This window comes from Candidatus Xenohaliotis californiensis (assembly GCF_963930935.1).
Taxonomy (GTDB): Bacteria; Pseudomonadota; Alphaproteobacteria; order Rickettsiales; family CAWVOK01; genus Xenohaliotis; species Xenohaliotis californiensis.
This window is the reverse complement of record NZ_CAWVOK010000003.1, coordinates 15812-31863: the sequence shown is the minus strand read 5'-3', so window position 1 is coordinate 31863 and position 16052 is coordinate 15812. Positions and strand designations below refer to the sequence as shown.

Here is a 16052-nt window from a genome sequence, read left to right as displayed (position 1 = left end):
AGCAATAATAACTGTTAGAAAATAATTAAGCAAATATTAAATGAGGATAAAAACGTTAAAACTCTATTAATAGGGGCACTCAAGTGTTATTTTTTTTCAATGTCCCACAACTTATGCTATTGACATTATATGATTACTGTATAAAAATGAAAGCACACTGAAGTCCATAATAAACAAATAAGAGGTTCTTTGAAATGTTAAAAAATAAGTTATCTAAACGTATACCAACAGTTCTTGCTGCAGCTGTACTTCCACTAAAACTGTTTGCAATGGGTGATCATTTTTATGTTGGCGTTAATGGTATGGTTAACTATATCCCAGAGGATGATTTTAAATATAGCACTTGGGAAGTAACAAACAATAGCAACACATATTCATTAACTGGAAAAACATTTAAAAATAAATCAAAATATGGCTTTTCTGGTTCTGTTGCTGGTGGTCGTATGTTTGAAAATTACATGCAGTTTGAAGTTGAAGCTGGTGTTGATATGTCAGCCAAACTTAAAGCTAAAAATAATCCAATTACTCCTCTTTCTAGCCATGCTGCTGGTGCTGGTGTTGCTGGTGATGAGAACATGCTTACTAAAGACAGTGTTGTCATTGATCAAGAAATGCTTAAAACTAATGTATTCTATGGCTTAGTTAATGCTTACTTCAACTTTGACATGCAAGGTTCATTCATGCCATTTGTTGGTGTTGGTGCTGGTGTAGCTCATTATAAATTAGATTTTGATGAATCTTCCTTTGGCACTAAAACAGAATTATTTAGTAACAATCTTATTAGTGCAAAGCTAAGTAATTATGAGCTTGACAAAATTATGCAAGAAACTGACAAAAATTCCATTATTTTCCAAGCTTCTGCTGGTGCTAACATGATGGTTGGTGATTCATTCTTACTTGGTGCTGGTTATAGATTCCTTAGCAGCCCAGGTGAAATTGACACTGAGCAAGACAAAGATTCATCAGGTGGTAGCTCATCTAACAAAGTTAAACATCACTATATGAGACACAATCTCATTGTAAATGCTAAATTCTTGATGTAAAATAGAAAACTTTTAGCATTAGATTTAAAATCAATTATTGGCCATTCTGTAAAAAGAATGGCCTTTATAATTTTATACTATAGGAGAGTTCAATGAAAAAAAAGATACAACAACTAGCTGCCCTATTTACAACTACATTAGCAATTTCTACAAATGCAACTGCATATTCTTATATGAATATAGGCGGCTCTTTTTTATACACATTTGAGGAAAACTATAAAATTAATTTTGGCACCAATGTTAAAACACTTATGCAATCTGGTGACCATGGCATTGGTGGTTATATATCACTTGGTTCTATGGCCGACTATGGTGCTGGATATGAATTAGAGCTTGGTTTTACTAAAATTGATGACATCAAAAACCCAAAACAACAAGAACTTCTTTCTGTGCATGGACCATATGCATTTGTAAATTATTTTGCATTGCTTAGTAAAAATGGAGCATTAAAGCCATATCTTGGCATAGGTGCTGGTATTACTAGGTTAAAAATGGATGACACTAATGCTGATTCAAGCATTAAAAATGAAGATATCAATGGTAGCACAATTATGGAGTTAGTCATTGGGGAAAAATATAGCAATGTTTTTGTCTACCAAGGTGTGTTTGGTGTTAATTTTATCACCAGCTCGCACTCAATGGTTAACATAGATTATCGCTACAAAACATCTGCAAAGCCAGCCACTTTTAGCAAAGAGCCAGATGCAAATGTTGAGTATGCATACAGAGTACATGGATTAAATATGGGAATAAAAATAATATTCTAACCAAACTCTTTATTTATCTTATCAACTATATCCTGTGGTGGATCTTGACCCCAACCAGAGTACAAAACCTTACCATAATCCGCCACATCAAGTGATCCACCCTGTGTCTTACGCAAAAATATCTGTAACTTAGGGCGATCAACTAATACATAATGCCATGCAGATTTCTCACCATCCTTACCTCTAACCAAATAGACTAAATCACTCTTGCTACTCTTTAACCTATCTTTAAATGAATCATTAAACTTTTTACTCTTTTCAGTTGTTATATCACGCTTCACTTTTTTCTCAGCAAATGTTTTCTTTTCTTCTTTGTCAAAGGATGGTTTAGTTTTAGGTCTTTTTGCAAAATCATTAGTAAACTTCTTCTTTGGTGTGGCTGTGGCACTAGAATCAGGCCTACCTGAATCTAAAGATGAATTGCTACCACTGTCTGTTGACTTAGGCTTTTTTTTATTAATTGGACTATTTGCAACAGCCATCTGTGCACGCTTCATAGCCTCAAGCTTTCTTTGCTTCTTTTTTGCTTCATACTGACGCTTTTCAAGCAATTCTTTAAGGAAATTTATGATACTATTTAAGCTTAACATTATTGTAATTAAGAAGTATAAAATTATATAATAATCATATTAAATGCACTGGAATTGTCAACATTGCCATACAAAATGAAAAAAATAATTATTCTAACCGGACCTACAGCAAGTGGTAAATCAAAAATTGCAGAAAATTTGCACAATTTGCACAGTAAGGGCATATCAATAATCAATGCTGACTCAAAACAAGTGTACAAACAAATACCAATACTAACATCTCAACCACTAACAACAAAAAATTATAAATTATATGGGTATATAGATGTTAATCAGTGCTATTCAGTTGCAATATGGTTGCAAGATATAGAAAAAACCATAGAACAAGCCATAGTGGCAGAAAAAATCCCTCTAGTTGTAGGAGGAAGTGGTATGTATATATCAACTCTAATCAATGGTTTGAGTTATTCAGATGGTATATCAAAATTTAACAAAAAAACCTTCATAGATAAGCATTGCAATAAATCTACAGAAATTTTATATAAAAAATTAAGCACTATAGATCCAGCTGCAGCAGCAAAAATACATCCAAATGATACTTATAGAATACAGCATGCCCTTTTTGTAAAAACAACTATTGGCCAATCAATAACATCAATCAATCAACATCGCAAGCAACCAAATAGTAGTTGGATGTTCAAAATATATAGCACAATGCCTTCAAGAGAAAAATTATACCATAATATTGATCAAAGAGTATTAAAATTCTTTGATATAGGCGTTATAAAGGAAGTACATAATCTATTAAGTACAAATATTAGCAATGAAGCCAAACAATCAATTGGTTTTCAAGAAATAAAAAAGTATTTAGAAAAAAAAATTAGCATAGATAATGCAATTGCATTAATGCAACAAAAAACACGTAATTATGCCAAAAGGCAGATTACTTGGATCAAAAACCAGCTAACAAATGCAGAAATAGTAGAAAATGCAAATATGATAGATATTAAATAATATCAATATGGGCATACACATAAGGTTCTTTATTAATTTCACTTCTACAAACAGCACGAATAGCTAACTTTATTACCTTTATAGCATTTTCAGTATTATGTGGTTTACGTTTTACCATGCTACTCTCAATTTCATGAGTTATTTTATGAAAAATGTCAGCATCCTTGCTTCTATCAAGCACTCCTGGTGCTATAACACTTGGTGTTTTTATTAAATCCATTGAACTGCTAAGCACAACCGATGCAAACACAACCCCAGCAACAGACATAATGCGACGCATTCTCATAACATCTTCTTCAGGATGCAGCAACATATTCATATCTACACCAAAATAACCTATTTGAACCTGACCAACAACCTCTGGCTTTCCCGGAGATAGATTTAACACACAACCATTATGCAACTTGATAACTTCTTTAATGCCATGATTTTCAGCCATTTTCTGATGCTCAAGAATATGTATGTGTTCACCATGTACAGGAACAAGAATATTTGGTTTAATAATATCATACATTGCTTTCAACTCATCCTTACATGGATGGCCAGAAACATGTACATCATGCGTATATTCAGTAATTAAATTTATTCCTCGCAAGGCTAATTTGTTAAACAAACGAAATATTCTATGCTCATTTCCTGGGATAATTTTAGAAGAAAATATAACACAATCACCTTCATTAAGTGTAATATCACTATCTAATGAGCCATCAATAATTCTATTCATTGCAGCAAGCTTCTCACCTTGACATCCTGTGCAAAGCAAAAGCAGTTTATTTCGTGGAATACCAGAACAAGATTTAATATCACAAAATTCAATACCTTGTAAATAACCACAAGACTGTGCAACTCCTATAATACGCAATAATGAACGGCCAGAAATTGCAATCTTTCGACCAAGCTTCATGGCAACACGTGATATTAAGTCTATGCGTGCAACATTTGATGCAAACAGTGCAACAGCCACTAACTGCTTAGCTTCTGAAATTATTTTATGAAAATGCTCTGTAAGTGATCCTTCGGAGCCAGAATGGCCTTCTCTCATAACATTTGTTGAGTCACATATCATGGCCAGTACACCATTGTCTCCAATCTGCTTTAATCTGTTTATGTTTGACACATTACCAATAACTGGGTTCTCATCTAACTTCCAATCACCTGTATGGAAGACTACACCTTCATCGGTTTTAATTATCAATCCATTCATCTCAGGTATAGAATGAGTCATGTTCACAAACTCAAGATCAAACTCACCAATCTTAAAACTACCATTCTCTGGGATTTCTGTAATTGGCACAGATTTAATCATGCCATAGGATTCTAATTTTGTCCGCAAACATTCAGCAGTAAATTTTGTAGCATATATAGGACAACGCAGCTCTTCCCATAAAAGTGGCACAGCACCATAGTGATCCTCGTGTGCATGTGTCAATATAATGGCTTTTAAATTTTTACGTCTTTTTGCTATAAAACTTATATCTGGAACTATTACCTCTATACCAGGCATATAGTCATTAGCAAATCCTACACCAAGATCAACCATTATCCACTCTCCTTTATATTGATAAAGGTTTACATTCATCCCTACTTCTCCAGAGCCGCCCAACGGCAAAAAGAGAAGATTGTTATCATATTTATTAAAATTCAACATATAATTTAACCACAGAATAAGAAACAGGAAAGAAGCCAGAATAAGGCTCCTTGGGCTGGACTCGAACCAACGACATGCTGATTAACAGTCAGCTGCTCTACCAACTGAGCTACCAAGGAATCAGCTATTTATTAAATAATAACTACCTGTTATTGTCAAGATCTTTTTTTTAACATCAAACCCAAATCTCTAAGCTGTGCATCTTTAATAGCAGATGGCGCACCCATTAACAAATCTTCAGCCTTCTGATTTTGTGGAAAACAGACAACTTCACGAATATTCTCTGATTCAGTAAGCAACATTATCATTCTATCAATACCAGGAGCAATACCACCATGTGGTGGAGCACCATAATGAAGTGCTCTGGTTAGTGCACCAAATTCTGCATCAACCATCTCTGCTGAATAACCAACAATCTCAAATGCCTTATATAAAACATCCAGCTTATGATTTCTTATAGCACCACTAGAAAGCTCTACTGCATTACAAACAATATCATATTGTTCACCAACAACTTCAAGTGGATCCATTTCTATTAGTGAATTCATACCACCTTTTGGCATAGAAAATGGATTATGTGAGAATTCAATGCTACCTGTATCCTTATTACGCTGGTAGAATGGAAAGTCAACTACCCAGCAAAAAGCAAACTCATTACTAAGCAAATTTAATTCATTGCCTAGCCTTATTCGAATACTAGATGCAATTTCCAAGACTTTATCAGGCTTTTCACATGAAAAAAACACTGCATCACCAGCTCCAAGATTAATTAAATCTTTTATGCTATCTAAAGTTTCAGTGCTTAATAATTTTGCAATTGGTCCCTTGGCAAATCCATTATCATCAAAAACAACATAAGCTAACCCAGATCCACCTAATGATCTTGTAAAATTAATTTTCTGATCAAAAAAACTTCTAGGAAATGATGCAGTTTTTGGTGCAGGTATGGCTTTAACTATCATGCCATTTTTAATATTCTTCTCAAAAATTGAGAAACCAGAATCAGCAAAAATGCTAGTAACATCAAAAATTAAAAGTGGATTGCGCAAATCTGGTTTGTCTGTGCCATATAGCATTATTGCATCTTTATATGAAATTCTTGGAAATGGTGGTTTTGTGACCTTCTTATTGGAAAACTGTTTAAAAATATTGTACAAAACACTTTCAGTAAGAGTAAATATGTCCTCTGATGTAACAAAAGACATCTCAATATCAAGCTGATAGAATTCACCAGGTGATCTATCAGCTCTTGCATCTTCATCACGAAAACATGGTGCAATCTGAAAGTATTTTTCAAACCCTGAAATCATTAATAATTGCTTAAACTGCTGAGGTGCTTGTGGTAATGCATAAAACTTACCTTTATGCAATCTACTTGGTACCAAAAAATCTCTAGCACCCTCTGGTGAAGATGATGTTAAAATTGGGGTAGAAAACTCCATAAAACCATTTTCCCACATCAACTCACGCAGTCTGGCTATAACATTAGATCTTAATACAATTTTAGCATTCATGTCTGATCTTCTTAAATCTAAAAAACGGTACTGCAAACGCAAATCTTCTGGACATAATTTTTCTGAATTTACTTCAAATGGCAATGAATCAGCAGGTGACTCTATTGTTGCTTCATTTACTATAACTTCTATATCTCCAGTCAACAATGCTGCATTTCTTGCCTCTAAATCTCTTTTTATAACTTTACCAGATACAGTAATAACACTTTCATTAGAAACCAAGGATAGTAAATCAAAAACATTAGCACTTTCCTCAGCAACTAACTGTGTTATACCATGGCTGTCACGCAAATCTAAAAATAATAGCTTGCCATGATTACGTTTTCTATGAACCCAGCCTGATAGATGCACAACTAGCCCAACATCATTCTTTGTTAATTCACCACAATTATGGCTGTAATATTTATTACTCATAAGTAAAACTCTCTTCTTTCAAGCACAATTCAATAAAGTTATCAAATAAACAACAAACAGACCATATAAAATAATCATGATTTATGAGTTGCTTGCAAATAACCATCTAAGCCTAACGTTTTAACCATATACTGCTGGGTTCTTAACCATTCCAGATGACCTTCTTCTGTGGTTAAAATCTCTTGGAAGAAGACAACATTACCATAATCGCCAAGCTCACTAGCTCTTTTAATAGCCTCATGATACATATCAATTGCCTCTTCTTCTGCGCTAAGCATTTCATCTATAATTGATGCAACATCCTTGTGGGCTATAACCGCAGGTAATGCATCATAACCAGGTGCAGCATCCATAAACAAAAGCCTACCCTGTAATTTTTTAACATGATCTACTTCATCTTTAGATTCCTCCAGAAAAACTTCAGCAATACTGGTATAACCTTGATCAAGGAGAATGCAGGAATACATTACATATTTTCTTACAGCATCAATCTCACTTGCAAGAAGCTTTAACATAAAATCAACTAAATTATCACTCATATCAGATCCAAATAACAAAACAAAAACAACATACCAATTTAATTATGCAATTGTATTCCACAACAAGCAATAAACAAATAACATAAAAAATTGAAGATTAATTTACTAAATTTAATAAAATTTAAAATTTTATTTCTTAAACTAACAATAGTTTAACAACAGCACTTAAGTAAAATGCTGAGAAAAATACACACAAAAATAAGAACACTATTGGCTGTTACAATGTTATTGCTTGGCATAATGCCTGGAACAATAATTTTTGCTTTCATAATTGCTAAGTTATTAAGTCGCTATATGATATATGATTCATCACCACCAAGTCGTAAATATCAATTCATAGAACATAATAACTTCCGTAATTATTATATATCACCTAATGCAAAAGGAGTAGAAGATAATACAAAAATACTTCCAATTGAACTATCTAATAAACCAGAGATTATAGTGTTATACTTGCATGGTCGTAGTATGAATGCTTCTGCTGACTATAACCATTATTCCAATGTAGAAAGTAAAATTTGTAAGATTTTTGCACTAGAATATCCAGGTTATTTACCAATGCAAGGCAAAGCTAATGCTGGCAACCTACAAAAAGCTATTAATAATTTCCTAGACTATTTAGAAAATATTTGCCTTGTCAAAAGTAAAGATATCATAATATGTGGCCACTCACTAGGTGCTATGCATGGAATTATGACAATAAGTCAACGTGAAGAAAAATATGGCAAAATTTATGGTGGTTTTATTGGATTTGGAACCTGCATGTGCTTATCAGAAGCAATTGCATATAAAATACAAAACAAAATAACAGCAATGCAGCTCTTTGGCAAATATCTTAAAAAAGGCATAGAGATATTACTGCCAAAACAAGAAAGAATAAATGCTTATAAGCATTACCAAAAAATGAAAACAAAAGCATACTTTTTCCATGGGGAAGAAGACAGTGTTGCGCCACATGATGGTTTTTTAACAGCAATTAAAATGCAAACAGGACCAGAGAGAAAAATTGATCATTTACGCATAATACCACACCTACCAGATGAACAACACACCTCTATTATACATATAATGAAAGATATTCTGCCATGTATAGCCTATAATTTAACATATGACAATCAATTCAATAAGAATCAAGGCAGAACAATAAAATAAAAAATTAACACACCAATACATAGAAACAAGCTCAAACTAAATTAACAAATTATTACTTATTACTTGCACTTAAATCCAAGCAATCATCACCATCTAAATCATCAACAGCATTATAATCAAACTGTGCAATATTTCTATAGGTAACACTTGATAGTGTTTTGTTTAAATCATTCTTTTCACCAATCATGCTGGTTAATGCATCTCCAGCTTGTGCAACGTTCATACTTTCTATATCAATAGTTCTAAATATTCTAATTTTATCCTCTAAAACCCCATAAGAATTAGCTGCATTCTTACACTCTTCAGCTCTCTTTGCTGGATTTAATGATGATGCAAATGTTTTAATAACGCCTGCTATAAAAGCAAGAATGCCAGCCATCTCAGAGTTTTTAGACATTATACCTTCCTTGCTAGCAATAAAACCTAGCACAATAATAGCTAAATTAACAACAAAATTAAACCGATACCAAAAAATACCAGCCTTAATACACATACGATAGGTCTCCCGTAGGCTCTTATTCAACCTATAAGCTTCAGTGACAATTCTTTCCATGACTATAGCTTCATCCATAAAACACCATAATTAAATTAACAGCTTGCTATACTTAGCATTATTACGTGCACTCAATATTTGATAATATACCACATGCATTAAATCATAAACACTATCTTCAAATAAAGAAGAAAATACATAAATTTTTTTACCTGCTGCTTCAGCAAGCTCTGATTGTATTTTTTGCAAATACTCATCTTTTTGTACTTCATCAATTTTACTTATTGCCACAATTTCATGTTTACAAGACAAAGTCTTATTGTATGCCAATAATTCAGCACGAGTGTTTTGATAATCTTTTACTGGGCTGCTACTTGTTGCATCAATTAAATGCAACAAAACACTGCAACGTTCAATATGCCTAAGAAACTGAATACCATGACCTAAACCAGTGCTTGAGCCTTTAATCAAACCTGGCAGATCAGCCATAACAAAATCTTCATAATCACTCAAGAAAACTACACCTAATTTTGGTTCTAAAGTAGTAAATGCATAAGGTGCAACTCTAGTAGGAGATGCAGAACAAACAGATAAAAGAGTTGATTTACCAACATTTGGAAGTCCAACAATACCAACATCTGACAACAATTTTAGCTTTAAACGTATCTTCAACTCTTTGCCAAGCTCTCCCTTTTTTGCAGATAATGGGGCACGATTAGTAGAACTTTTAAAGCACCTGTTACCAGCTCCACCATTACCACCTGATAACAACAATTCTTTTTGCCCAGCAAATTTTAAATCAACTAATAGCAAACTACTGTCATCATCAAAAACTTGTGTCCCAACTGGCAAATAAAGCACAACATCATTACCATAAGCACCATTACAATTACGACCAGATCCAGCTTTACCATTATCAGCAAAAAACTTACGTCTCTTGTAGAAAGTTTGTAATGTATTTATATTTTCATTAGCTAAAACAAAAACATTACCACCACTACCACCATTACCACCATCTGGACCACCTCTTGGTATATGTGGTCCACGATAAAATGAAACACAGCCATTTCCACCACTGCCAGATGCAACTATAACTGTAGCTTCATCAATAAAACCATTGGACATATTTAATTAAAATTCTTTTCTTTTTTATATTGCACATAATAATATACCATACTAAATGGTATAGAAACAATATAGAGCACAGAAAACACTGGAATAGCAATCCATGGTTTCACTATTAAACTTATGGCCGCAATCCCAAAACACAACAATAAAGGTGAGATAAAGCACTTATGTATCTTTATTTTCTTCAGTGAAAAGGTTGGTAAATGACTTACAGTTAAAACTGAAACAAATGCAACATGTGCAAGAACATAATTTTGCTTTATAAAAATTTCAGAATATTCCAATTCCTTAAAAGACAGAATAACAGGTAACATAATCAAAACTGCTGCTGCTGGTGCTGGAATGCCATAGAAAAAATTACACCTCCATCCATCTTTATTGTTACCATATGTAATGTTAGTATTAAAACGTGCTAACCTAATTGCCATGCATATAACAAATACAGTCACCATAGACCAACCAAACACTTTAATCTTGGTTAGAAATATAAAATAAATTAATAATGCTGGAGCAACACCAAAATTTAAAAAATCTGCTAAAGAATCAAGCTGTGCACCAAAAACACTGGAACAGCCTAGCAATCTTGCAATTCTTCCATCTATGCCATCAAGAAAAGCTGCACCAATTATAGAGATTACAGATGCTTCCCATTTATTATGAGACGTTAGTTTAATTGAATGCAAACCCAAGCATAAAGCAAAAAGCGTTATTATACTAGGAAAGGTGCGCCAAAGTGGAAAAAAATTGTAATCAGTATTATCTCTAGCACTGCTTAACATATTATCTGTCAAATTCACTATTAATACCTAATTAGATTAAATATAATTAAAATCACAAGAAGGTAGGCCAATTCCATCTGAAGTTGCTAAAACAGTTTCGCCAGCAACAACTGACTGGCCACGCACAACCTGTAGAGTATATGATTGTGGTATATACAGCTCAACTCTACTTCCAAATTTTATTATGCCAAACCTACTACCACGCTCAACAACCTGACCATCTCCAAGCTTACAAATAACACGCCTAGCAGCCAAACCAGCAATCTGCACAACTGCAAATTCCTCTTTTTTACCATTCTCTATTAAAATTATTTGGCGCTCATTTTTACCACTAGATTTACTAAAAAAAGCATTTGAAAAAACGCCTGGAATATAAACCAAAGTCTTAATTATTCCAGCAACTGGAATTCTATTAACATGAACATCAAATATGCTGAGAAATACACTAATTTTTGTCATTTTAACTGGATCCAATGACAATTCTGGTGGAAACCCATCAATTTCCTCTACATCAATAACCAAACCATCAGCAGGACTTAAAACTAATCTATCATCATCTGGAACCATGCGTGGTGGATCACGGAAAAAAAATAATAAAAACAAAGTTATCATAAAGCCAAAAATACCAACTGCCAAAGAAAAAATACCAAAAAATAATGATATCAATCCAGCAACTAATATAATAGGATAGCCTTCTTTGCTTATTGGGGGTATTAGTAAAATAGAGTCTTTATTACACTTCATTCTTAAATCCTAATTTAAAAGTCTAAAAAATTTTACTTAAATCTAACATTACCCAACATAAAAGTAAACTTGCTTTTCATTGTAGTTTTTAAGCACAAATCAAAAACTAACAATCCAACATATCAAAACAAATTACTATACTAATAAATTATTATATAAATATTTATAAAGTAATATTGTTGCAATAATATTATTCTGCTAAAATAAATATTAATTTTTATTACTTTTCATAATATAAATGTCAATTCTTACAATAAATTTAAATATTAATCCTAATGATATAAAGCCATGTGATAACTTATTATCAAAACTAGGCTTAGAAAGTATGCAAGGTATTGGTATGCCTGCAATAAGAGTTAATATGCAAAATAAAATGTATCAATTACCCAGTATACATAAAATGCATGATAATACTTACGTAAAAATATCCACAGATCAAAAATCACTTTACAGAATTACTAAAAGTATAAATCCTGTCCATGTTGTAGCAACAATTTTATTTTATTCAGCATGCACACCAACCAAAGATTGTGACAAAAAACAATGTGAAAATATTAAGCTATCCATTAAAGATTTTATGGAATGTATTAGCAATCCAGATAATACACAAAAATCTGTAAGTATATCATTAACTAGTAGGCAATTTGAAATATTCAGCTCATTAGTCAATCTTTATTGTACCAATATCAATATATTAAAAAATGCAATTGATGATTCATTAAAAAATGGAAGTATATCTTCATTTATAGCAAAACTACCAGAGTTCACTGACAAATCTCTAAAAAATCTATCATCTAATATAGACAAGCAGGATAATGAACATCTTTGGGTAGAGCAAATATCTGATGAATGGCGAGATTTAGCCCAATATGCTAAATCACTGCTTGAGACACAGGATAGTAGACCAATAATTACCATCACTCCAGAAGCAAAGGTACAAAGACCAAAAAGTTGGTCTAGTTTTATTATGGATAAAGTCCATAAGGCTTTAACTAGCTCTTTTACTGCAATTGTAGATTTATATAACTCTTATGTAGAGGATGCTACTGAGGAACTGGCATTACAAAATGCAAGAGACATTCTAAGCAGATATCAAAAAGATATTTTAATAAGACTATTTGATAAAATTTTACAAAAAAAACAAAATCTTGATAAGAATACAGCAGATCCATGCCCAGAAAACACAAACAGTAAGGAAGTGAAAGTTGACAAAACAAATGCAGATATATCAACAGATAAGCAAAATAATAACAATTTAGAACAAGACAAGGAGATGGGAGAGGTAGAAGAGATGGAAGAAGTAGAAGAGATGGAAGAGATGGAATGCACTAAAGATAGCAGTGTGCAAACTAATAAGAAACACAAAAAATATGAATCTGACAAAAAAACTAGTAATACAGTAGGCTTGCTGGAAAAATTCACACCAAAAAAAATACTCTTTGGATTTATTGGATCTAGTATAGCTACAACAATAAGTATAGCAACCAGTGTGTTCATTGGAGTTGGAATGACATTAACTGTTCCTGTTGCTGCAGTAACTGGACTAACAACATTTGCAGTACTGGCCTATTGCACTGATAGCAATCACTCAAAAACCAGAGAAGAAATGGAAAAAATTAATAATAGTGACAACATGCATGATAATGTAGAAAAAAATATAGATGAAAATAAAGCAACAAATACTGCGCCCAAAACCACATTAGCATATAGTGATTATGAGCATGGTGCATTAAAATCAATGACAAAATCTATGCCAACATCATCCACTGTTAAGCTAGGCGCATAATAACTTACAATAACATTATCCATAAAAATATTTTTACTACACTTTCTGTAAAAATATGTTTTCATTTAAATAAAATTAATTAACTATAATTTACTTAAGCAATATAACAATAATCTTTATATCATTTAAATCATTATTATGGTTATTGTAAATAATGCTGTAGCTACAATCATTAAAATTAATAAAATATACATATTGAGTACCAAAGTCTTTACATTCAACTTTGAGTAACTTCATAGGTGAAATCAAATTACTAACATATTCAACAAATTTCTTATATCTCTGCTTAACTGCATCTGAAGCACAAGAATCTCTATATCTCACATTTATTATTAATGAATTATCATATTTCTGATAAAAATTAACAAACTCAAAAACATTACTGTGTGAAATATTGCTGTAGGAAAAATGTTTATTATAAAATAATTCTGTTTTATTTTGTAATACATAACTCTTTTCACCTGGAAATAATAATCTAAATGCACTAGGATTGTTAATATACTTACCTATAATTCTTGCTAATGCTTCTTCTGCATCCACACTGTGCTTCATACAGATAGCAAATTGCTTACATACCAAAAATAAAATTAAACATGCAGCAATAAGCACAAAAATTATTATCATATAATGCATAATAATATTACTTTATATTTTAATAATATAATAAAAAATTTAAATTTTATATATTAAAAATTTAAATTTTTAATATATAGCTATTGCAAAAACATTCTAAATATGTATAAAGAATAATATTTTATAAAAATATAATTTGTAATATAAGTAGAGAACTATTATGAATACAGCAAAAACTTTTTTACTAGTTGGACTTGGCAATCCTGGTGATAAATATGCTGGAACACTTCACAATATTGGATTTGATACAATAAATAAAATAGTTATAACACACAGTAACAATCCTATTTGGAGAAAAAAAAATAATACCTTCTATACTATGTTCAAATTACAAAATTACAACATTATTGCACTAAAACCAACTACATACATGAATGAATCAGGAAAAGCACTGCCACAATTTACATCTTACTATAAAATACAATTAAAAAACCTTATAGTTTTTCATGATGACATAGATCTTAAAATTGGAAAAGTAAGAGTAAAAATAGGTGGAAGCAGTAGTGGGCACAATGGCATTAACTCAATTAATAGCATATTAGGTGCACTATATACAAAAGTAAAAATAGGTGTTGATAGACCAACAAATAACATTGCTGTTGCTGATTATGTGCTTAGTAGGGCTAATAGTGAAAAACAAAATTTGCTATCAGCTATATTAACTTCCATTACTGAAAATCTGTTATATCTTCTACAACATAAACATGACTTATTTATGTCTCGCATATCAGAAAATATTAATCCATACATAAATATAAAGGCCAGAACTGTAGACAACAATACAACATCTAATAAGCCTTGATCATAGCAAACAAAAACGACTCTTCTAAACAAGTGCTTACTAAAGAAATAAAATCTTAAATAAATCAACTATAATTAATATTTACTAAGGTTTTACCAAACCAACACTTGATAAAATTCTGATTTGTTATCTAAAATATGATAATAAAGATATCTTATCAATACTGTAGGCATTACCAAAATAAAAGACTGTCTTAGAAAAATATGCACAACACTTAATTGATGGACATTAACATAAAATGTTATAACATTGCACATCTAAAACACATCTAGGAAAATCCACTATTAGTGGAAACAATAAACATATAAAACTGAATAAATGATTAGTAAGAATGAATCTACTTATTGAACTCTTAATAATTTTATAATTAGCACTTCAGCATTACCATTATTGGTTTAACAATTCTAAATCAAGCATAAATAAAACTATTATACATAAAATATATAAATTGTAACAAATCTATATTACTTTACAAACATTAAAATTAGATAGTAAATACTAGTTAAAATTACTCTTATTCTCAATTTTTTTGCCAATTTTTAAATTTTTTAAAAAAATTACAGATGTTACTGCAACAACAATAGCACAGTATACAACATTAATCTCTGCAAGTGAGATGCCTAAAACTTCTAATGCTGGAACATTACATGGTATATTGTATTTATTAAATATATTATCTAACCAGCCACCTGAATCTTGGCATACTACAATAGAACCAAACCAATCCCATTCTAGAGCAACATTATATAATGCAACCATAAAACACATTGCAAAAAATAGAATGCTAAAAAAAGCAATAAATTTCTTATGCAGTAACAATCCCAAGCTGGAAGAAAATAAAACAACAAAAAAACAAGTGCGCTGCATAAGACAAAGCTTACAAGGCAGTATGTCTCTATATAATTCTAGAGAATAACCAAATATCAATGGAAAAAGTGCTGCAAAAAAATGAATTAAGTGTATATGCCAACTATCTGTTTTCTGCTCTCTGGTGCTAGACATTTCTACTCATATATGTTAAGTCTTAATAAATTATAATACCAAACTTGCAGTAAACAATATATTT

16 protein-coding genes and 1 tRNA gene are annotated in these 16052 nt (G+C 31.5%); 6 read left to right on the top strand and 11 right to left on the bottom strand.

What is annotated here, in order from left to right:
• Positions 1–194: 194 nt before the first annotated feature.
• A complete protein-coding gene (locus tag AABI72_RS00340) occupies positions 195–1043 on the top strand; it encodes a hypothetical protein (RefSeq protein ID WP_338363324.1) in 849 nt (282 codons plus the stop codon).
• 92 nt (positions 1044–1135) lie between these two features.
• Positions 1136–1810 (top strand): outer membrane beta-barrel protein, encoded by a 675-nt coding sequence (locus AABI72_RS00335; protein ID WP_338363322.1) that lies wholly within the window; start codon positions 1136–1138, stop codon positions 1808–1810.
• On the opposite strand, the gene AABI72_RS00330 is transcribed toward AABI72_RS00335, so the two are convergent.
• Entirely contained in the window at positions 1807–2400 is a 594-nt protein-coding gene (locus AABI72_RS00330; RefSeq protein WP_338363320.1) for a hypothetical protein, read from the bottom strand. The genes AABI72_RS00335 and AABI72_RS00330 overlap by 4 nt on opposite strands.
• 75 nt (positions 2401–2475) lie before the next feature.
• Here AABI72_RS00330 and miaA point away from each other — a divergent pair, with 75 nt between their 5' ends.
• Entirely contained in the window at positions 2476–3354 is an 879-nt protein-coding gene (gene miaA, locus AABI72_RS00325) for a tRNA (adenosine(37)-N6)-dimethylallyltransferase MiaA (protein WP_338363318.1), read from the top strand.
• Here the strand turns inward: miaA and AABI72_RS00320 are convergent.
• The 4 genes from AABI72_RS00320 to AABI72_RS00305 all read right to left on the bottom strand — a co-directional run bounded on the left by AABI72_RS00320 (position 3347) and on the right by AABI72_RS00305 (position 7469).
• Entirely contained in the window at positions 3347–5002 is a 1656-nt protein-coding gene (locus AABI72_RS00320) for a ribonuclease J (RefSeq protein ID WP_338363317.1), read from the bottom strand. The two genes, miaA and AABI72_RS00320, sit on opposite strands and share 8 nt — an antisense overlap.
• Positions 5003–5048: 46 nt before the next feature.
• Positions 5049–5121: transfer RNA gene (locus AABI72_RS00315), tRNA-Asn, on the bottom strand.
• A gap of 36 nt (positions 5122–5157) precedes the next feature.
• Positions 5158–6930, bottom strand: coding sequence for an aspartate--tRNA ligase (gene aspS / locus AABI72_RS00310; protein ID WP_338363316.1), 1773 nt, complete (start codon positions 6928–6930; stop codon positions 5158–5160).
• Positions 6931–7004: 74 nt separating this feature from the next.
• A complete protein-coding gene (locus AABI72_RS00305) occupies positions 7005–7469 on the bottom strand; it encodes a bacterioferritin (RefSeq protein ID WP_338363315.1) in 465 nt (154 codons plus the stop codon).
• A 174-nt stretch (positions 7470–7643) separates the two neighbouring features.
• On the opposite strand from AABI72_RS00305, the gene AABI72_RS00300 reads away from it, so the two are divergent.
• Positions 7644–8621, top strand: a complete 978-nt coding sequence (locus tag AABI72_RS00300; RefSeq protein WP_338363314.1) for a hypothetical protein — start codon at positions 7644–7646, stop codon at positions 8619–8621.
• Positions 8622–8673: 52 nt separating this feature from the next.
• Here the strand turns inward: AABI72_RS00300 and AABI72_RS00295 are convergent, their stop codons facing one another.
• Genes AABI72_RS00295 through AABI72_RS00280 form a run of 4 tightly spaced genes read right to left on the bottom strand, consistent with a single transcriptional unit; the run spans position 8674 to position 11765 of the window.
• Entirely contained in the window at positions 8674–9192 is a 519-nt protein-coding gene (locus AABI72_RS00295; protein WP_338363313.1) for an SLATT domain-containing protein, read from the bottom strand.
• A gap of 12 nt (positions 9193–9204) precedes the next feature.
• Positions 9205–10239, bottom strand: coding sequence for a GTPase ObgE (gene obgE / locus AABI72_RS00290; RefSeq protein WP_338363312.1), 1035 nt, complete (start codon positions 10237–10239; stop codon positions 9205–9207).
• Between the two features lie 2 nt (positions 10240–10241).
• Entirely contained in the window at positions 10242–11039 is a 798-nt protein-coding gene (locus AABI72_RS00285; protein ID WP_338363311.1) for a phosphatidylcholine/phosphatidylserine synthase, read from the bottom strand.
• A gap of 18 nt (positions 11040–11057) precedes the next feature.
• Complete coding sequence (locus AABI72_RS00280; RefSeq protein WP_338363310.1) at positions 11058–11765, bottom strand: phosphatidylserine decarboxylase family protein; 708 nt, start codon at positions 11763–11765, stop codon at positions 11058–11060.
• Between the two features lie 238 nt (positions 11766–12003).
• On the opposite strand from AABI72_RS00280, the gene AABI72_RS00275 reads away from it, so the two are divergent.
• Positions 12004–13551, top strand: coding sequence for a hypothetical protein (locus AABI72_RS00275; protein ID WP_338363309.1), 1548 nt, complete (start codon positions 12004–12006; stop codon positions 13549–13551).
• A gap of 90 nt (positions 13552–13641) precedes the next feature.
• Here the strand turns inward: AABI72_RS00275 and AABI72_RS00270 are convergent, their stop codons facing one another.
• The gene (locus AABI72_RS00270) at positions 13642–14103 is read right to left on the bottom strand and encodes a hypothetical protein (protein ID WP_338363308.1); all 462 of its coding nucleotides are present in this window, start codon (positions 14101–14103) and stop codon (positions 13642–13644) included.
• A 241-nt stretch (positions 14104–14344) separates the two neighbouring features.
• On the opposite strand from AABI72_RS00270, the gene pth reads away from it, so the two are divergent.
• Positions 14345–14986, top strand: a complete 642-nt coding sequence (pth, locus tag AABI72_RS00265; protein WP_338363306.1) for an aminoacyl-tRNA hydrolase — start codon at positions 14345–14347, stop codon at positions 14984–14986.
• A 498-nt stretch (positions 14987–15484) separates the two neighbouring features.
• Here pth and AABI72_RS00260 read toward each other — a convergent pair whose 3' ends face one another.
• A complete protein-coding gene (locus AABI72_RS00260) occupies positions 15485–15988 on the bottom strand; it encodes a disulfide bond formation protein B (protein ID WP_338363304.1) in 504 nt (167 codons plus the stop codon).
• Between the last annotated feature and the right edge of the window lie 64 nt (positions 15989–16052).

Coding starts and splice junctions, on each gene's coding strand:
- AABI72_RS00340 (WP_338363324.1), top strand. CDS start 195: ATGTTAAAAAATAAGTTATCTAAACGTATACCAACAGTTCTTGCTGCA.
- AABI72_RS00335 (WP_338363322.1), top strand. CDS start 1,136: ATGAAAAAAAAGATACAACAACTAGCTGCCCTATTTACAACTACATTA.
- AABI72_RS00330 (WP_338363320.1), bottom strand. CDS start 2,400: ATGTTAAGCTTAAATAGTATCATAAATTTCCTTAAAGAATTGCTTGAA.
- miaA (WP_338363318.1), top strand. CDS start 2,476: ATGAAAAAAATAATTATTCTAACCGGACCTACAGCAAGTGGTAAATCA.
- AABI72_RS00320 (WP_338363317.1), bottom strand. CDS start 5,002: ATGTTGAATTTTAATAAATATGATAACAATCTTCTCTTTTTGCCGTTG.
- aspS (WP_338363316.1), bottom strand. CDS start 6,930: ATGAGTAATAAATATTACAGCCATAATTGTGGTGAATTAACAAAGAAT.
- AABI72_RS00305 (WP_338363315.1), bottom strand. CDS start 7,469: ATGAGTGATAATTTAGTTGATTTTATGTTAAAGCTTCTTGCAAGTGAG.
- AABI72_RS00300 (WP_338363314.1), top strand. CDS start 7,644: ATGCTGAGAAAAATACACACAAAAATAAGAACACTATTGGCTGTTACA.
- AABI72_RS00295 (WP_338363313.1), bottom strand. CDS start 9,192: ATGGATGAAGCTATAGTCATGGAAAGAATTGTCACTGAAGCTTATAGG.
- obgE (WP_338363312.1), bottom strand. CDS start 10,239: ATGTCCAATGGTTTTATTGATGAAGCTACAGTTATAGTTGCATCTGGC.
- AABI72_RS00280 (WP_338363310.1), bottom strand. CDS start 11,765: ATGAAGTGTAATAAAGACTCTATTTTACTAATACCCCCAATAAGCAAA.
- AABI72_RS00275 (WP_338363309.1), top strand. CDS start 12,004: ATGTCAATTCTTACAATAAATTTAAATATTAATCCTAATGATATAAAG.
- AABI72_RS00270 (WP_338363308.1), bottom strand. CDS start 14,103: ATGAAGCACAGTGTGGATGCAGAAGAAGCATTAGCAAGAATTATAGGT.
- pth (WP_338363306.1), top strand. CDS start 14,345: ATGAATACAGCAAAAACTTTTTTACTAGTTGGACTTGGCAATCCTGGT.
- AABI72_RS00260 (WP_338363304.1), bottom strand. CDS start 15,988: ATGTCTAGCACCAGAGAGCAGAAAACAGATAGTTGGCATATACACTTA.